At 62.3% G+C, this 18,255-nt stretch carries 16 protein-coding genes; 12 read left to right on the plus strand and 4 right to left on the minus strand.

All coding sequences use genetic code 11. The features are described from left to right. Positions 1-338: 338 nt before the first annotated feature. Complete coding sequence (locus R8871_RS22870) at positions 339-2,159, plus strand: DUF4832 domain-containing protein (RefSeq protein ID WP_175052491.1); 1,821 nt, start codon at positions 339-341, stop codon at positions 2,157-2,159. A 19-nt stretch (positions 2,160-2,178) separates the two neighbouring features. On the opposite strand, the gene R8871_RS22875 is transcribed toward R8871_RS22870, so the two are convergent. Together R8871_RS22875 and R8871_RS22880 are read right to left on the minus strand one after the other, a co-directional pair. After that, entirely contained in the window at positions 2,179-3,135 is a 957-nt protein-coding gene (locus R8871_RS22875) for an alginate lyase family protein (protein WP_175052492.1), read from the minus strand. A gap of 167 nt (positions 3,136-3,302) precedes the next feature. Beyond that, the gene (locus R8871_RS22880; protein WP_175052493.1) at positions 3,303-4,205 is read right to left on the minus strand and encodes a LysR substrate-binding domain-containing protein; all 903 of its coding nucleotides are present in this window, start codon (positions 4,203-4,205) and stop codon (positions 3,303-3,305) included. Between the two features lie 103 nt (positions 4,206-4,308). Here R8871_RS22880 and R8871_RS22885 point away from each other — a divergent pair, with 103 nt between their 5' ends. The 5 genes from R8871_RS22885 to R8871_RS22905 all read left to right on the plus strand — a co-directional run bounded on the left by R8871_RS22885 (position 4,309) and on the right by R8871_RS22905 (position 10,249). Next, positions 4,309-5,181, plus strand: a complete 873-nt coding sequence (locus R8871_RS22885) for an HpcH/HpaI aldolase/citrate lyase family protein (RefSeq protein WP_175052494.1) — start codon at positions 4,309-4,311, stop codon at positions 5,179-5,181. A gap of 61 nt (positions 5,182-5,242) precedes the next feature. Further along, positions 5,243-6,448, plus strand: a complete 1,206-nt coding sequence (locus R8871_RS22890) for a CaiB/BaiF CoA transferase family protein (RefSeq protein WP_175052495.1) — start codon at positions 5,243-5,245, stop codon at positions 6,446-6,448. A 51-nt stretch (positions 6,449-6,499) separates the two neighbouring features. After that, entirely contained in the window at positions 6,500-7,393 is an 894-nt protein-coding gene (locus R8871_RS22895) for an amidohydrolase family protein (protein WP_175052496.1), read from the plus strand. A 60-nt stretch (positions 7,394-7,453) separates the two neighbouring features. After that, positions 7,454-8,821, plus strand: a complete 1,368-nt coding sequence (locus R8871_RS22900; protein ID WP_175052497.1) for a short-chain fatty acid transporter — start codon at positions 7,454-7,456, stop codon at positions 8,819-8,821. A 48-nt stretch (positions 8,822-8,869) separates the two neighbouring features. Continuing rightward, positions 8,870-10,249: a 2-hydroxycarboxylate transporter family protein gene (locus tag R8871_RS22905; RefSeq protein ID WP_175052498.1), complete on the plus strand. Its 1,380-nt coding sequence runs from the start codon at positions 8,870-8,872 to the stop codon at positions 10,247-10,249. Positions 10,250-10,275: 26 nt separating this feature from the next. Here the strand turns inward: R8871_RS22905 and R8871_RS22910 are convergent, their stop codons facing one another. Further along, on the minus strand, positions 10,276-11,196 hold the full coding sequence (locus R8871_RS22910; protein ID WP_175052499.1) for a LysR family transcriptional regulator: 921 nt from the start codon (positions 11,194-11,196) through the stop codon (positions 10,276-10,278). Between the two features lie 105 nt (positions 11,197-11,301). Between R8871_RS22910 and R8871_RS22915 the strand changes: the two genes are divergently transcribed. The 4 genes from R8871_RS22915 to R8871_RS22930 are packed head-to-tail and all read left to right on the plus strand — an operon-like array spanning position 11,302 to position 14,870. Further along, a complete protein-coding gene (locus R8871_RS22915) occupies positions 11,302-12,585 on the plus strand; it encodes an aromatic ring-hydroxylating oxygenase subunit alpha (protein WP_154560755.1) in 1,284 nt (427 codons plus the stop codon). Next, on the plus strand, positions 12,582-13,082 hold the full coding sequence (locus R8871_RS22920) for an aromatic-ring-hydroxylating dioxygenase subunit beta (protein ID WP_175052500.1): 501 nt from the start codon (positions 12,582-12,584) through the stop codon (positions 13,080-13,082). Before R8871_RS22915 ends, R8871_RS22920 begins: the two co-directional genes overlap by 4 nt. Before the next feature lie 40 nt (positions 13,083-13,122). Further along, positions 13,123-13,515, plus strand: coding sequence for a tautomerase family protein (locus R8871_RS22925; protein WP_175052501.1), 393 nt, complete (start codon positions 13,123-13,125; stop codon positions 13,513-13,515). Positions 13,516-13,553: 38 nt separating this feature from the next. After that, positions 13,554-14,870 (plus strand): MFS transporter, encoded by a 1,317-nt coding sequence (locus R8871_RS22930; protein ID WP_175052502.1) that lies wholly within the window; start codon positions 13,554-13,556, stop codon positions 14,868-14,870. A gap of 7 nt (positions 14,871-14,877) precedes the next feature. On the opposite strand, the gene R8871_RS22935 is transcribed toward R8871_RS22930, so the two are convergent. After that, positions 14,878-16,368: a PAS domain-containing sensor histidine kinase gene (locus R8871_RS22935; RefSeq protein WP_175052503.1), complete on the minus strand. Its 1,491-nt coding sequence runs from the start codon at positions 16,366-16,368 to the stop codon at positions 14,878-14,880. A 252-nt stretch (positions 16,369-16,620) separates the two neighbouring features. Here R8871_RS22935 and R8871_RS22940 point away from each other — a divergent pair, with 252 nt between their 5' ends. Beyond that, entirely contained in the window at positions 16,621-17,811 is a 1,191-nt protein-coding gene (locus tag R8871_RS22940; RefSeq protein ID WP_175052504.1) for an acyl-CoA dehydrogenase family protein, read from the plus strand. A gap of 48 nt (positions 17,812-17,859) precedes the next feature. Beyond that, positions 17,860-18,237 (plus strand): hypothetical protein, encoded by a 378-nt coding sequence (locus R8871_RS22945; RefSeq protein WP_054041509.1) that lies wholly within the window; start codon positions 17,860-17,862, stop codon positions 18,235-18,237. Positions 18,238-18,255: the final 18 nt, after the last annotated feature.

The raw sequence follows: 18,255 nt of genomic DNA on the forward strand, positions 1-18,255 counted from the left end.
TACATTCTCACGAAAGATCAAATGTTCCAGATCTTTATTTTTTCCGCAGCGCTCGCGTCACGCCCTATCCCGGCTTTCCGTGAGGGTTGAGTATTCCAGATACTCGAAGGCGGTATTCCCAACAAACGCGGCCGGCTACTACTGGGGCTGATCCTGCCAAATTAAAACATCACACGCGACCAGAATCCTGAAGGACTCGGGAATTTTGTTGCATGCGTGCCTCATTCGTATGCTATGACTCTCGAAATGGGAGCGGGGCAATATGCGCGTTACCTATTGAATACAAGGCTGCATTGGCCACGCCACGATCTAATTGACGACGACAGGAGAGCGCCGACATGCGCATCCAGACACTCCGCGGTATCGCCCGATTCCCCGTTTTCGCCTGCCTGTTTTTCGTCGTAACGGCGGCGGTCGCCCAAAGCGAACGCACCCCTATCGAAAGCGGATCGCAAGTTTTGACGCCAGCGAAATTGCCACCGGCCCAGGCAACACTCGATCCTGGAACACATCAATGGATCGTCACCGGTGAGTTGTTCAATCCCACCAGTGGCTTCTATACGGTGGTCGCTCAAAAGCAGCTCGGGCCAAACAATCGGCCTTGCCCGCACTGTGCGCCAGATCTGGATTTCCAGCCTAATACATCGGATGCGGCACCTCTGCCCGGTGTGCCGGCAAACGTCTATGGGCGCTTGTCATGGCATACCCTCGAACCGGTCGAAGGGCGCTACGACTTCTCGGTGATCGATCATGTTTTAGAACCTTGTACGCCATCGCAGCCGAAATCGGCTTGCCTGCCGCGAGGCGCGACGTTTGGCTTCCGCGTGATGGCGCTCAATCCGCAATACAAGTCCGATACGAACGTCACGACAGGCGACGACGGTTTTCCCATCTACAGCGACTCACCGGCCTATCTGCTTAAAGACGGTGCCGGGAAAGCGCATGGATGGCTGTTGCCGGTCAACCCAACCGACGTGACACAGGGACACTACTTCGTTCCGGACTGGAACGACAAATTCGTTATCGACAGGATATGGGCGCTCCTCAAAGCCCTCGGCGGCCGATACGACGACGATCCCAGGATCGGCACAATCGACATCGGTCTCTACGGCAGCTGGGGCGAATGGCACACGGCAGGACTCCCCGATTCGAAGGACTATAAGTGGGGGGCCATTCCCTACGCCGCCAACAATACGTACTACGGGCTCAACGAGCAGGCGTACGAGGCAAACAACGGCGTGCCCGGCGCGTACCAGGCGGGCAGCACAGCCTCGAAGCAGGCGATCATCTGGGCGCATGTGAGGGCGTTCCCAAACAAGCAGCTCGTCATGCTGACCGACGATGCCGGCAGCCTGTGCACCGCCATGCATATCAATGTCGGCAACCTGCCGATTGGCTTGCGGCGCGACAGTCTGGGCTCCTATACAGGGTGGGCGGCAGGCTTCCCACCAGTTTCCGAATGCAAGTCGCCGGACGGACGAGACCTCGTGGCCGAGCGCTGGCAGCATGCACCCTTTGTCGTCGAACCATTCGGCAACGGCAGCTCACCGGAATTCCCGTGTCAAACGTTCGAGACCGATCCCGCTACGAACCAGCTCGCCATTCTTGAAGAGGTGCCGCAATACCATCTCGCCGCAATCAAGAACGGGGCTTTCTGTACAGGGACATGGTCCGCGCTGACGCAGACGGAGCAAGCGGCTGTATGGACGGCGGGCCTCGCGGCCGGCTACCGCTATTGGCCCAGCAGAATTGCCGTGCGGGTCGTTCGATCGGATCGGGCCCGGCCGGCTCTTTCAGTGAATACGCAATGGAGCAATGACGGCATCACGCCCACTTACACTGCATGGCGGGTCGAGTTCGCGTTGCGAGCGTCGGGTAGTATCAAGGCGGCTCCGTGGCAGACACCGGGCCGCTTTGTATCCGGCGTCGAGATGCGCAACGTCTTACCAGGTAGTCCCTATTCCTTTGAAGACAGCTTCGCTCTGCCGGCTGACCTGCCCCCCGGCGAATATGAGCTGGATGTTAGGGTTACCGACCCGCGGCATTATTCAACGCCTATGCAATTGGCACTGAAGGATAGTGGGGCCGACGGCTACTACAGGCTCGGTACGGTGCGGATCGGGAACACCCGAGGTAGCGGCAGGAAAGTATTGCCATAGGACATCCATGCAACGCTCATCAGGGCAGTGCAACGCCCCACGCGATGGTGACGTTACCGCCAAGACGCCATTCGCGGAACGGACGGCGCGGAGCAATCAGCATGGGGAGCCGGGGGTCATGCGTGCGAGCGTAGTACGGCTCCATCCACGATAGCTCGTCCTGGAATGTCCAGGGAAAGAGCTTCTGTTTAACCGGAGTAATCTCGGTAAAGGTGTCGGGGTCCTGCACCGCCCGGATCACCAGATTCGCCAGCCGGCCAATTGCGCCGTGATTCTCCTGATAGAGATTCACGCCTTGCCGCTCGGCCAGTTCCGCCGTGAATACCAGCGGGATCAGCGCGAACGTGTGGTAATGGAGCGCGCGATCGCCACGTTTGATCTCCCGTTGCAGTTCGCCACGCGGACCTATGTCGCGAATGCCCTCCCGGGCACGCGCGAGTCCCGCATCGATCAGTTCCTGCTGCTGCGCAAGCGTGCCGATAGCGACAAGATTCAGCCCTGCCCAATAGACCAGATTGTTGTGCAAATGGTTGATCGCATCCGCGTCCCGCGTGGCAATTGCAATGCGGGTCAGCCATGACGTAATGACGCGCAACTGATCCGCATTGGCCTCGCCGACTTCCCGAGGTAGCCGCAGCAGCACCAGTGCGAAATCTGTCCCGGCCCATGAACGCTCGTAGTAGCCTTGGTACCCGCTGATCGGACCCATTAAGGCATCCGCGCGGGCCCAACTGTCCAGAAGCGCGAGCACGCAGGTCCATTGCTTCGATTCAGCAGCATTGTTGAGCCGGTAGATATAGTCCCGCATCGGTTTGACCGCTTGCGCATAGGCGGCCGGATCGTCGTAAAACCCCGCTGGATCGATTGACTTCACCGGCGCGGGTACGGTACACGCGGCGACGGCCTGGTTAATGCCAAGACCCATGAACATCATTAAGGACACAGCGCCGAGTATTCGAATGAATCGACTACGCATAACTACTCCTGTCACGTTTAGCTAGTAGATATGGATCTTTTGCAATGCGCACCTTGTCGCGCTGGCATATCCCAAGCGCCTTGACTCGCTAGTAATCCAGAACGCAATAACCACGAGGAAAGTCTCGCGCGCAGACGCCGGCGAGTCGGCACATACGCACGGCACAATCAAGTAGCAACGGCTCCCGGCCCCTTCCGCTCGCCTTCCAGCACCGCATCGGCGCAAGCGAGAAAACCTCTGATCAGACGCCCGCGCGGCGACGCCCGATTCCACAGCACGCCAAATCGACGCGGCTCCGTCTGCACCGGCAGCGGGAGCTTCGCGACGTTCAGATGGGTCGTCAGCGGCGAGACGATATCCGGCACAAGCGACACGCCGAGTCCGCGATCGACCATCATCGCAATCGCCATCAACGAGTTCAGTTCGAACAGTTCGTGCGGCACGATCTTCGCCGCGCGCAGGTATTGATCCGCCTGCTTGCCGCCGCCGAGCGAGCGGTCGTAGCGAATGAACGGCTCGCGCGCCAGCAGGTCGTGAGGCGCGTGCGCGGCAAGACGCGACGGCGCGAGCACGACGATCGGTTCTTCGCGCAACAGATGCCAGTCGTACGCCTTTGGCAACGTGAATGCGGGGTGCAGGCAGACAGCGACGTCCACATCGCCACGCTGTAGCGCCTCGTAGAGTTCCATCGACGTTCCCGCGCGAATCAGCACGTTCGCGTGCGGAAACGACGCCGCGAAACCGGACAACACATCAGGCACGAGACTCAGCAGCGCGGTCGTGATCGTGCCGATCCGCAATTCCCCCGCCGCTTCACCTTCTAGCGCAAACGCCTTCAGTTCCGAGAATTCGCGTACCAGGCCGCGCGCGCGCTCGATCACACGATGGCCCGCTTCGGTCGGCATCACCGTGCGCCCCGAACGCACCAGCAACTCGACGCCGAGTTCACGCTCCAGCGCCTGAACCTGCTGCGCGACCGCAGCCGGCGTCACGCCGATGCGGCGCGCGGCCTCCGCCATCGAACCACTATCGACGACCAGCAAAAGATTGGCGAGAAAGGCGACGTCCATAAAGATAGTTTATGTGCTTTTTGAAGATAGGTCTGGATAGTTTATCTAAATTCAGCCCGGAATTAGACTGGCTTCCGATAAATCAGAAACTGGAAGCGGAGACATGAGAAGCAAACTGTTCGTGCCGGCCTCGCGCCCCGAGTTGTTCGCGAAGGCATTCGCGAGCGCTGCCGACGCGCTGTCTTTCGACCTCGAAGACTCCGTCGCCGCCGACCGCAAGCCGCAAGCACGTGTGGAGCTGCGCGAACTGCTGGGCTCCGATCTCGTCGCCGGCAAGCAAAAGGTGCTGATCGTCCGCGTCAACGCGCTCGACACGCCGCATTTCAGCGCGGATATCAACGCCGTCGCACAACGCGGCCTCGATCTGATCAATCTGCCGAAACCCGAATCCGCCGACGACGTGCGCGCCGCCGCAGCCGCGCTCGAACGCGCCGAAGCCGCCAACGGTGTAACGACGCCGATCCGGCTGCTGCTCAACATCGAATCGCCGAAGGCGTTCCACCTTGCGGCCGAACTCGCCGCGGCGCATCCGCGCGTCGCGGGTTTGCAACTCGGGCTTGGCGATCTGTTCGAGCCGCTCGGTATCGCGCGCCGCGAACCGTCGGCCATTCAGCAGGCCATGTTCGGCCTGCGCATCGCGGCGGGCGAAGCCGGCGTGTTCGCGTACGACTCGGCCTTCGCCAATATCAAGGATGAAGCCGGTTTTCGTGCCGAGGCGCAACTCGCCCGGTCGATGGGTTTTCTCGGCAAGAGCTGCATCCATCCGAGCCAGATCGCGCTCGCGAACGAAGTCTTCCGCCCCTCCGACGACGAAATCGCGCATGCGCTGCGCGTCGTCGAAGCGGCCCGCGAAGCCGACGCGAACGGCATCGGCGCCTATGTGGTGGACGGCAAGATGATCGATCCGCCGTTCGTCGAACGGGCGCGCGTGCTGGTTCGCGATGCCGCGCGCCTCGGCCTGCTGAACAGCCGCTAGGCGGCCGCTGAACGCCTAGCGCTGCCGAGCCGCCCCCAATCCGATACCGATGGAGCCAATCATGGAACGTTCGTCCAACACAGCCGAAGCCGGCGCAACAGGCCCGCTGGCAGGGATTCGCGTGCTGGACCTGAGCGCGTACATTGCCGGTCCTTACGGCTGTACGCTGCTTGCCGATCAGGGTGCCGAAGTCATCAAGATCGAGCCGCCCTCCGGCGACAACCTGCGCAAATATCCGTCTACGCTCGAAGCCGAGAGCCGTGCTTTTCTCGGCGTGAATCGCGGCAAGCGTGGTCTCGTGCTGGACCTGAAACAGCCCGAAGCGCTCGACGTGCTGATGCAACTCGTGAAGACCGCCGACGTGCTCGTCCATAACTTCCGCCCCAGCGTGCCCGCGCGCCTCGGCATTGCTTACGAGCAGCTTCGCGAGGTCAATCCGCGTCTGATCTATTGCGCGGTCACCGGTTACGGCGAAACCGGTCCGAACAAGGACAAGGCCGGCTACGACCAGGTGCTGCAAACCATGAGCGGCATGTGCATGCTGCAAGGCAAGCGTGGCGGGCCGCCGGAGATCCTGTACGGCTCAGTGGTCGATTACTACGCCGCGGCGATGGTCGCCGCGGGCGTGTCATCGGCGCTGTTCGAGCGCGAGCGCAAAGGCACGGGACAGTACGTTGGCGTGTCGCTGCTGCGCAGTGCGCTGACGATGCAATCCGCGCGGATGATCTGGGCCGAAGGCGAACCGAAGGATATCGGCCGCGATATGCGCTCAGGCGGCATTACCGGCATTCATCCGACCCGCGAAGGCTATCTCTACATTTCCGCGAACACGCCGCATTTCTGGCAGGCACTCTGCGAGAAAACCGGGCTCGACGCGCTCGCGAGCAGCGAACGCTACGACTCCGTGCGCAAGCGTGCGCTGCATTGCGACGAAATCGTGCCGCAACTGCACGCGGCACTCGCGGCGCGCAGCGCGCTCGAATGGGAAGCGTTGTTCGGCGACGCGGTGCCGTGTGCCGCCGCACGCGGCATCGAAGACATGTTCGACGATCCGCAGGTGCTGGCCGAAGACATGGTCGCGACCTACACGTATCCGGGCGTCGGACATTACCGGGGTTTCCGTCAGCCGATCCGCTTTGGCGACACGACCGGCCCCACGCCGCTCGCCGCGCCGGCATTCGGCCAGCATTCCGATGCCGTGCTGCGCGAGTCCGGCTGGAGCGACGACGAAATCGCCGCACTGCGTGCGAAGCGCGCGGTGCTGTAAGCGGGCTTGCGGTGACGCATGAGCGCCGCGCGACATAAAACGGAGACGACGATGGAAACGCAACAGTGCGACGACGGCACGCAATTGCCACGGAGCAAAGCGCCGGCAGGTGCGTGCGATTCGCACATGCATATCTACGACCGCCGCTTCCTCGCGGACGGCGCGAATCAGGCGACCTTCCCCGAGCACGCAACCGTCACCGACTATCTCGACGTGCAGCGCAGAACCGGCACCCAACGCACCGTCGTCGTAACGCCGCGCAATTACGGCACGGACAACCGCGTCACGCTCGATGCGATTCAGCGCCTCGGCCAGGACCGGACGCGCGGCGTCGCGGTGCTCACGCCCGCGGTCACCGATCAGCAACTCGCCGCGCTTCACGACGGCGGCGTTCGCGGCATCCGTTTCACGCTGTACACACCCGCCCATGCCGCCGTCACCTTCGAGATGGTCGAGCCGCTCGCGCGACGTGTCGCGGAACTCGGCTGGCACGTGCAACTGCACTGGACCGCCGCGCAGATCGTCGAGCATCGGGCGATGCTGGCGCGCCTGCCTTCGACGATCGTGTTCGATCATCTTGCGCGTCTGCCGATGCCCGATGGCGCGTTGCATCCGGCGTTCGGAATCGTGCGCGATCTGGCCGATTCCGGCCGTGTCTGGGTCAAACTGTCCGGCCCGTATCTCGACTCCGTTGCAGGCATCGTCAACGACTACGCGGACATCGCCTCGACCGCGCGCGCTTGGATCGACGCGCTGCCTGAGCGCCTCGTGTGGGGCAGCGACTGGCCGCACACGACGGAGTCGCACAAGCCCGACGACGCGCGGCTGTTCGATCTGCTCGGCACATGGACCGGCGACGATGCGATCCGCGACCGCATTCTGGTCGACAACGCTGCGACGCTGTACGGCTTTCCCCCTCAGGCGAACCTGGTCACCACAGCCTGAATCCCCAACACCTGAGCGCGCATAGAACGCGTCACCCACAAGATTCTTCGGAGACACAAGATGAAACCCGCAGCAGCCGCACCGCCAACCATCCGCAAGACGCGCTTCACCGAAGCGACCATCCGGCTTTTCGAACGAACCATTCCGGACCCGTTCGTGCTCGCCATCCTGATTACCGTCGTGGTCGCCCTGCTGTCGGTGGCGTTCGCGCCGCACGCGTCGGCCTCGCACCTGATCGGTGGCTGGTACAAGGGCTTCTTCGATATTCTGACCTTCGCTTTTCAGATCACGCTGGTGCTCGTGACTGGCCACGCGTTCGCGCACGCGCCGCTCGTGCAGCGCATGTTCAAAGCGCTGGTGTCGGTCGCGCGCACGCCCGTGCAAGCGGCGGCGCTCACGTTCATCCTCGTCGCGGTTGCGTCGTTCTGCAACTGGGGCCTGGGGCTCGTTGTCAGCGCGCTGCTCGCGCGTGAAGTGGCCAAACGGATGCGGGTGGATTTCGCGTGGATCGTCGCAGCGGGTTTTTCCGGTTGGGTCGTGTGGGCGAGCGGCATTTCGAGCTCGATCGCGCTCGCGCAATCCACGCCCGGCAGCGCGATGAATGTCGTGCAGAAGCTGACCGGCGAGGTGCTGCCGTTCAGCAGCACGGTGTTCACCGGCTTCAACCTCGTGCCGACGATCATCATGCTGATCGCGATGCCGTTCGTGTTCGCTTGGCTCAAACCGTCCGATGAAGACGCAGTCGTGCTCGACACGGAAAAGCATCCTGATGCACCGCCGCGCGAACGCCCAACCGGCAAGCTGAGTTTCGCGCGCTGGATCGAACATTCGTGGCTTGGCAGCGCCTTCATCGGTGCGGCCGGCATTGCGTTTCTGATTCTCGCGCGTGTCGACCATCTGGCGTTTTCAGGCGTGAACGCGGTGATCTTCGTGATGTTCATCGCCGGTGTGATCCTGCATGGCTATCCGCTCGCCTATGCGGACGCCGTCAAGAACGCAGCGAAGCAGACTGGTTCGATGATGCTTCAGTATCCGCTGTACGGCGGGATCATGGGGATGATGGACGCGACCGGATTGCCCGACGTGATCTCGCATTTCTTCATCGCTATTTCGAATGCGCACACGCTGCCGTTCTGGAGCTATGTGTGCTCACTGATCGTCACGTTCTTCATTCCGAGCGGCGGCGGTCACTGGGCCGTCCAGGGACCGTTCGTCGTGCCTGCCGCAGTCGCGCTGCACGCGTCCGTGCCAGCCACCACGATGGCAGTCGCCATGGGCGAGCAGGTGTCGAACATGCTGCAGCCGTTCTGGGCCGCTCCAGTCGTCGCGATGGCGGGTATTGGCGTGCAGCGCGTGCTCGGCTTCACCGTGATGACCTTCGTGGTTGGCGCACTCGTGTACGGCGCCGCGCTGCTGCTACTCGTCTGACCATCGGCACCTCACCCACCGACAACAAATATGAACGGAGACAATTCGATGAAAGCAGTCACGACGCAGCAGGCCACTCCCGGGTCGGATTCAACGGTTGCAAAGGCGACGGACTCGCCGTCCGGCCACGCAACATTGAAAAATCGCTGGTGGGCGATTTTCGATGCGCGTATCGGATCGTTGCCGGTGCCGGTCTACTTCGTGCTGCTCGCGGTGCTTGCTGCGATGACGCTGCGCGGCAAGCTGGCCTCCGATCTGCCGACCGGCATCGCACTCGTTGCGGTCGGCGGCTTCACATGTGCCGAACTCGCGAAGCGCATTCCGTGGATTCGCCATATCGGCGCGACGTCGATCTTCGCGGCGTTCATTCCGTCGATGCTCATCTACTACAAGCTGATGCCGGCGCCGGTCGTCAAAGCCGTCACCGACTTCACCAAAACATCGAATTTCCTCTACCTGTTTATCGCCGCGATCATCGTCGGCAGCGTGCTCAGCATGGATCGCGAGACGCTGATCAAAGGCTTCGTGCGTATCTTCATTCCGGTCGCGGCAGGGTCCGTTGCGGCGGCATGCGTCGGCACCGGAGTCGGCGTCGCGCTCGGCATGGACCTCCGGCACGCATTGTTCATGGTCGTGGTCCCGATCATGGCCGGCGGCGTGGGCGAAGGCGCGCTGCCGTTGTCGGCGGGCTATGCGCAGATCATGGGTGTCGAACAGGGACCGCTGTTCGCGCAGGCGCTGTCCGCGGTGATGCTCGGCAATATCGCCGCCATCTGTTGCGCAGGCCTGTTGAGCTATCTCGGCACGCGCAAGCCGCATTGGACCGGCAACGGCCGCTTGACCGTCGCGAGCCACGCCGACGACGCAGCAATGCGCAACGCGCCGCAGTCGTTCGAATTCGACGTGAGTTCGGTTGCCGCAGCGGGTGCCACGGCGATTGCGCTGTATCTGCTCGGCGTGCTCAGTCATCAACTGTTCGACTGGCCTGCGCCGGTCGTCATGCTGATTCTGGTCGTCGCGGCTCAGCTGTTCCACGTCGTGTCGCCGCGCGTTCGCGGAGGTGCCCGCTTCATGTACGGCTTCTTTTCGACCGCCGTAACGTATCCGCTGATGTTCGCGATCAGCGTGGCAATGACGCCTTGGGGTGAAATCGTTATGGCTTTTCATTGGGTCAATATCGTCACGGCTGTTTCGACAGTCTTGACGCTCGTTTTGACCGGTTTTGTCGTCGGGAAGCTGGTCGGAATGTATCCAGTCGAAGCCGCGATCGTCAACGCCACGCATAGCGGGCTGGGCGGCACCGGCGATGTCGCGATCCTGACCGCCGCCAATCGAATGGAATTGATGCCGTTTGCGCAGATTGCGACCCGTATCGGCGGTGCCGTCACGGTGATGGTGGCGCTTGCCGCTTTTGCATGGATTCACTGACTTCGTTTGCAACTGCAGCGCCCGTCTCAACGCTCATCAAAACGCCGCACGATATTGCCCATCAGATTGCGCAACCACACGTTGCCTTCGTCCTGATCGAAATGCTCGTGCCAATGCATCGTGACCGCCGCCATCGGCAACGTAACGGGCAACTCGTAAAGCTGAAACCCACCATCACGATTGAAAATCTGTGCAAGACGCCGCGGCAACGTAGCAAACAGGTCAGTCACGGCCAGTACGCTCGGCAAGGCCACGAAATGCGGTAGCTCCAGCGCAATATGCCGGCCCACGCCTTGGGCACGAAATGCATCGTCGAGTGCATAGTGGCTGTGCTCGACCGACGTGATCTGCACGTGCGACGCGTCAAGAAACGTCTTCATGGCCAGTTCTTTCGTGCGCGGCAGGCCGCGCCGTTTGCGTGTCATGCAAACGTAAGTCTCTTCGAACAAGGCTTGATGTCGCGTGCGCGCGGTCAACGTCGGCAGATTGCCGATTGCAAAATCGAGCCGGCTGGCACGCAACGCATCTTCGATTTCTTCCACCGGCAGCGGTTCGATGCGCAATTTCACGCGCGGCGCCTGCTGATGCAACGCCTCGCAAATCGGCGGCAAGTACGCCAACTCCCCTGCATCGGACAGCGACAAGCGGAACGTGCGCGTACTCACTGCGGGATCGAAGTGCTCCGCGTAACGCAGCGCTTCACGCACCGTATCCAGCGCCCGCGCGACGATGCCCGACAGTTCGAGCGCAATCGGCGTGGGCTGCATACCGGCGCGCGTGCGAATAAACAGCGGATCGTCGAACAGGGTTCGCAAACGTCCCAGCGAATAACTGATCGCCGGCTGCGACAGCGCAAGCCGCTGGCCGGCCCGCGTGAGGCTGCGCTCCTCGACGATCGCCTGGAAAACGCGCAGCAGATTGAGGTCGACGTGGTCTAGCGAATTCATCGAGATATCCATGAGATTGATTTTATATTTTATTTTAGATCAATTTGACGCATATCAGTGGCTCAGCGAGACTTTGCTCCATCGACCACCCCACCTACGATTCTAATGAGCGATTCCTCATATCAGACCGTCGACACGAGCGCTCTGTACCAGCGCGCGCAGTCCGACCGCGTCGCCCCGTCGCTGTACTACGACCCGGCGGTTTTCGAAACCGAACTCGAGCGCATTTTCTACAAGACGTGGATCTGGGTCGCGCACGAAAGCGAACTGCCGAATCCGGGCGACTTCCGCACCACCACGATCGGCCGCCAGCCGGTGATCGTGGTGCGCGACAAGAGCGGCGCCGTCAATGTGCTGCAAAACCGCTGCCGTCATCGCGGTGCAACCGTGTGCGAACAGCACAAAGGCAATGCGAAAGGCTTCACCTGCCCGTATCACAGCTGGACCTATGGCCTCGACGGCGCCTTGCGCGCGCTGCCCTATGGCGACGGCTACGAAGGCGTGATCGACAAGACCGAGTTGCCGCTCGCCAGTTTGCGCGTGGGCATCTACCAAGGTCTGATCTTCGCGAGCTTCAATCAGGAGATCGAGCCGCTCGAAGATTTCCTCGGCGGCGCCAAGCCGTGGATCGACCTCTTCATGAAGCAAGGCGCGGGCTATCCGATCAAAGCCAACGGCGAACATCGCTTCCGCTTTAACGGCAACTGGAAGATCCAGCTCGAAAACACCACCGATCTGTATCACTTCCCGGTCGTCCACAAGTCGTGGATGAAATCGATCGACGACGAAACCGCCGCTGCGATCACGAGCTTCATGACGAGCGACGAAGCCTTCTGCCGCTCGCTCGGCAACGGCCATAGCCTCGCCGTGCTGGTGCCTGAACTCGTCGATCTCGACAAGGACGACGGCGCACCGATTCCTGAACGCTTCCAGGAACTTGCCGCCACGCTTGGCGAAAAGCACACGCCCGATGAAGTTCGCCGCATCGTGCGTTCGCTGATGGGCGTCGGCTTCAACCTGAATCTGTTTCCGAACCTCGCACTCTCAATGGCGTTTTTCCGCGTACTGCGGCCCATCTCCGCGAACGAGACGGAAATCCGTCACGTCGCCCTTGCAATGGATGGCGGCCCGGACGAAGCGAACCGCGTGCGTCTGCGCATTCACGAACACTTCCAGGGCCCGTTCGGTTTCGGCAGCCCGGACGACGCCGAAGCATGGGAACGCGTGCAGCGCGGCTCGCATGCCGGCCCCGATCTGCCGATCCTCGTGAACCGCGGCCTGAATCGCGAGAGCACCGCGCCGAACGGCGAAAAGACCGCCCACGCTACGGACGAAACCGGGATGCGCGAAGCGTACGCGCAATGGCGCACGATGATGGAGCAAGCATGATGGATGACAGGAACACGCTGTTCTCGCAGAAGACCTTTGCCGGCGCGATCGAACTGATCTGGCGGGAAGCCGAATTGCTGGACCGCAAGGATTATCACGCATGGCTTTCGCTGTGGGACCCGGCAGGCTTCTACGTGGTGCCGATCGATCACGACACCACCGACTTCGCCGCCACGCTGAATTACGCATACGACGACCAGGACATGCGTGAGAAGCGCGTGCAACGCATGACGTCCGGCTATTCGGCCTCCGCGAGCGACGCCGCCCGCACTGTGCGCACGGTCTCGCGTTTCACGCTGACGAGCGATGCGAGCGACGAGGTCGAGGTGAGCTCGGCGCAGATCATCGTCGCATACAAACGCGGCAAGTCGACCCTGTTCGCGGCGGATCTCACGCATCGCATCAGTTTCGCGAGCGGCGAGCCGCGCATCGTGCAGAAGGTGATCCGTCTGATCGATTCGACCGAGGCGCTCAGCGCGATCGGGTTCCTGCTGTGAACTCTGCAGTGAGCCCTGGAAACGCAAGCGAAGCAAAACAATGCCTACACTAGAGGTTTATCTACCGGCCGGTCACGCAGAAGCGCGTAAAGCGCAACTGATTGCCGGTCTCACTCAGGCCACTGTCGACGCGATCGGCGCGCCCGCTGAATCGGTGCGGGTTCTGCTGAGCGAATTGCCGCCGCACGATTTCGGCATCGGTGGCTCGAGCGCAGCGGATCGTGCAGGCAGCCGCGCATCGCTGCTCGTGATCGTCGCCATCCTGATTGCAGGCCGCACACCCGCGCAAAAGACCGCGCTGATCAACAAGCTTAGTGAAACGAGTGCTTCTGTGCTCAACTCTCCGCTCGACGCCGCCCGCGTGATGATCAAGGACATTCCGAATACCGACTTCGGTATCGGCGGCCAGACCGCGAAGTCACTCGGGCGCTAGCGTCCCTTCCCCCCACAAGCGAACCAGCGAGCACGACGATGCCAAACGACACGCTTTCTCCCACGGCCGTATCAGCCGCGACGCCAGCGGCACCTGCGACCTCGCGGACATTGCGACGGATCATCGTCGCCTCCGTGATCGGCAACGCGCTCGAGTGGTATGACTTTTTTCTGTACGGCACAGCCGCGGCCCTGATCTTCGGGCCGCTGTTCTTCCCGCTGCACGGCGACCCGCTGATGGGCACGCTCGCCGCTTTTGCAGGCTTTGCGATCGGTTTTCTCGCACGGCCACTGGGCGGCATTGTGTTCGGTCACATCGGCGACCGGCATGGGCGCAAACGCGCACTCGTCGTAACGCTGATGATGATGGGCGTGGCGACCTTCGGCATCGGCCTGTTGCCGACGTTCTCGCAGATCGGCTTCCTCGCGCCTATTGCGCTCATCTGTTTGCGGGTCGTGCAAGGCATCGCGTCCGGCGGCGAATGGGGCGGCGGCGTGCTGCTCATCAGCGAGAGCGCACCAGCCAATCGCCGTGGCTACTACGCATCGTTCAGTCAGTTGGGCGTGGCGGGTGGCTTCGTGCTGTCGGCGGCTGCGTTCTATCTGGTGCAGCGGTTGCCGCTTGAGAGCTTCATGTCATGGGGCTGGCGCCTGCCGTTTCTCGCGAGCGTGCTGATCTTCGGCGTCGGTGTCTATATTCGCCGGAGCCTGCCTGAAAGCCGCGACTTTACCGCTGCCAAACCGAAGCACATGCCAGTGCTGACCGTCTTGCGCAATCACCCGAAGCAGGTATTACAGGCAATGGGGTTGCGTATCGCCGAAAACGGCGGCACGTATATCTTCCTCTCGTTCGTGCTGGTGTACGGCAAGGCGATCGGTGTGCCGGTCCCGGTGATGCTCGGCGGCGTGATGCTCGCGATGCTGCTCGAACTCGCCACGATCGTGCTGTGGGGCCGATTGTCGGATGTGATCGGACGCCGGCCGGTATATATGATCGGCGCGCTCGGCCTCGTCGTGATCGCGTTTCCCGCGTTCTGGCTGATCGATACGCATGAACCGCTGCTCGTGTTTCTCTCGCTCGCGTTAGGCTTGCCCTTCTGCCACGCCGCGATGATCGGCACACAGCCTGCGCTGATGGGTGAACTCTTCCCCACCGAGGTCCGCTATTCGGGCATGGCGCTAGGTCATGAAATTGCCTCGGTGTTTTCCGGCGGACTCGCGCCTCTGGTCGCTATCGCGCTGTATTCGAAGTTCCATGCGCCCTGGCCAGTCGCGTTGATGCTGATCGGCTTCGGCCTCATCACCGCGATCACGCTCATGACCATTCCGAAGAACATCAACACAGCGCATGATTGAAATGCGATCAGCCGGCAGGAACGGCCACAATGGGCAGCGTGAAGCTGCATTGAAGGCCGCCTTGCCGCGCCGGTTTGGCCCAGATTTCGCCGCCATGCCGCGTGACGATGTTTTTGCACAGCGACAAACCGATGCCATTGCCGCCCGCCTTCGACGAAGAAAACCCGTCGAACAGGCGGCCGTGCGCTTCGGCGGGCACGCCCGGACCGTTGTCGATGACCTGCACGAGCGCGTATTTCCCGCGCAGACTGGTGACAAGGCGCAATTCACCGCGCCGCGCCGCAGCGTTGGGGCATTCCGTCAGCGCCTCGATCGCGTTGAAGGCCAGATTCAGCACCACCTGGCCAATCAGCACACGCTCGCAATACACCGGCAACGCTTCAGGCGCCTGCTCAATGGTGACCGCAACCCCCGCATCTCTCGCGCGCAATTCGATGAAGTACGCGACATCCGCGATGACCTCACGCACGTCCGCGTGGGTCTCGCTCGGCTCCCGCTTGACGATGTAATCGCGCACGCTCTTGATGATCACCGCCGCATGCTCGGCCTGGCGATCGGCGCTGCGCAGGCCCCACAACGCATCGTCGACGGAACCGGGCTGCCCGAGCCGCAGAATCGCGCCCTCAATGAAATTGCGCACCGCAGCGAGCGGTTGACTCAACTCGTGCGCAATCGCGGTGGCCATTTCGCCCATCGCGTTGTAGCGTCCTGCGTATTCAAGCAGCCGCGCCTCGTTACGACGGGCCTCTTCAACCGCGACTTCATCCGTGATGTCACGAAAGTGCAGCAGGCGTCCATTCAGATCGTCTTCGATCTCGATTCGCCGGCACGTGATGCGCAACCAGCCCGGCGTGCCGTCGCGACGTGTGATGCGATAGCGCTGCGGTGGCGAAGGCTGGATGCGCGGTGCGGTGGCGAGCTGTGCGAGCAGGCGGTCGCGATCCGGCTCGCTGCAATAGTCGAGCACGTCGCCCATCGGTGCGCCCTCTTCCAGGCCCAGCACACGCCGTCCGGATTCGCTCACGAATTCCACTTCGCCCGCGGGTGTCAGTACGGCCACGCCCTCACCGAGATCCTGCATGAATTCGCGCAGCCGCGACTCGTAGCGCCGCAGCGTTTGCTTGAGCGTGTCCTCGACGCTGATGTCGCGAAACTGCACCATCACCACCGCGCGCTCCTGCAGCGGCACGTAAGTTGCAATGGCTTCGGACAGCATATCGGCGCCCGTGCGCGAGCGGTAACACCACTCGTAGACCTGCGGGCCCTCTGTGATCGCACGGTCCATGGCCCCGACGCCGATCTCGCGCCGGTACTTCGGCACCGGGCGGGTCATGTCTTTCGCCTTGAGCGGGAGCATTTCCTCAAGCGTGAAACCAAGCGCTTCGCAAGCCGCGCGATTGGCCCACACGATCGCCTTCGTTTCGGCGTCGTGCAGCAGCACGCACAGCGTCAGCGCGTCGAGCAGGCGGTGAAAATCTTCTTCGGCGGGGAAATTCATCGGGCGAGGCTGCACAAAAGTTCGATCGCGTACGTGGAGGAACATAACACCAGTCGGCATGATTCGCGTCTGAAGATTTCTTTAGATACCCCCGGCGCCGTACCTAAAAACACGTCTTGCGTCCCAATTGAAGCGTTCTTTTTGCATTTCTAGACTGGCTTCACTCTGCACGCGCCGTCGCCGGCATCTTTGCCCGCGACCGAAACGTGCCTCGTGTTCCAGCCGATAACGAATCAAGGAGATGCCCCCGCCATGTCAGACACCGCCATCGACACTGTTGCCGACGTCGCAGAAACCAGCCGCGATGCCGCGCGTTTGCCGCTCGCCGACGTCATCGTCGAAATCGCCGCACGTCGCGAGGAGTTCGAGCGACTGTCGCATGTGCCGCGCGATGTGATAACCAAGCTCAAGCGCGCGGGCGTGTATCGCGCTGCAACGCCTAAGCGTTTTGGTGGCGATGCGCTCGCGCCTACCGCGTTTCTCGACATGATCGAACGCATTGCGATAGCGGACGGTTCGGCGGCGTGGGTCGCGAGTTTCGGCTCGGCGAACGTGTATCTCGCGGCGTTGCCGCTGGCCACTCAGGCACAGATCTACGCCGACGGCCCCGATCAGGTATTCGCAGGCGGTCTCTTCCCGGTGCAAGCCGCTCAGCCCGCCGACGGCGGCTGGCGTGTGAACGGCACGTGGAAATTCGCGAGCGGCTGCAAGGGCGCGGATTGGCTCGGTGTCGGAATCGGTGCGGCCAGCTCCGGCTCGGGAGCCTCTGGCGCGCCGGGCAAACCACGCACCGCCGTGTTCCGTCCGCATCAGGTCGAGATCGTCGAGAACTGGGATGTGGTCGGCATGCAAGGCACCGGCAGTCACGACCTGCGCGTCACCGACCAGTTCGTCACCGACGATTGGACCTTCGTGCGGGGCGGCGAACCGTGCGTGGACGAACCGCTGTATCGCTATCCAACTATCGCCTACGCGGCGCAAGTGCTGGCCGTAGTCAACCTCGGCCTTGCGCGCGCCGCGCTCGATGTCGCCAACCAGATGGCCGGCGGCCGCAAGACGACGACCGGCGCGCCGCAACTCGCCGACCGCGCGTACTACCGGATCGAACTGGCGAAAGCCGAAGCGCAATTGCGTTCGGCCCGCGCATTCTTCTACGACACCACCGACGACGTCTGGCAATCGATCCTCGCCGGCAACCCCGTTACACCCGACCAGACCAGCCTGCTGCGGCTCGCCGCTACGCAGATCGCCCGCGAAGGCGCCGACGTCGTGCAGCGCGCCTACCGGCTCGGTGGCACGATGGCCATCTACCGCTCGCATCCGCTGCAGCGCCTGGTGCGCGACGCCATGGTGGTCACGCAGCATGCGTTCCTCGGCGAGGGCAACTTCGACGGCGCCGGTGCGGTGTTCGTCGGCGTGCCGCCGATTCCGGGCTACCTGTAAGCTATTTTCTGATTTTGCCGTTCAAACGATTTCATGGAGAACCACACAATGTCCGATAACCCGAACCTTCCCTTGCGCGTTCTGTTCTGCTGCGGCGTGACGCAGAATTTCTTCGACTTGCCGCGCGAGAAAATCGGTGAAGTCTGGCAGGCTTACGGCAAGATGCTGGCGGCGGTCGAATCGATGGACGGCGTCAGCGTGCTCGGCATCATGGACGACGATCGCCTCACCGTCGGCAACGCCGACAATTCGCCGTGGACCTTCTACATCATGGCTGACGTGCGCGACTTCGATACCGCCGTGGCGGTGTGCAATCTGTATCGCACCACACCGGTCGGCGAATACAACCTGTGGCGCTACGGCAAGATCGAAGCGCGTGTTGGCCGCGCGCTGCAAGTGCCGCCGCAACACGCCAACGCGGCTTGAACGCGCCGGAGCACGATG

Origin of the sequence: Paraburkholderia sediminicola, assembly GCF_902859805.1 — a bacterium.
In the GTDB taxonomy this organism is placed as follows: Bacteria; Pseudomonadota; Gammaproteobacteria; order Burkholderiales; family Burkholderiaceae; genus Paraburkholderia; species Paraburkholderia sediminicola.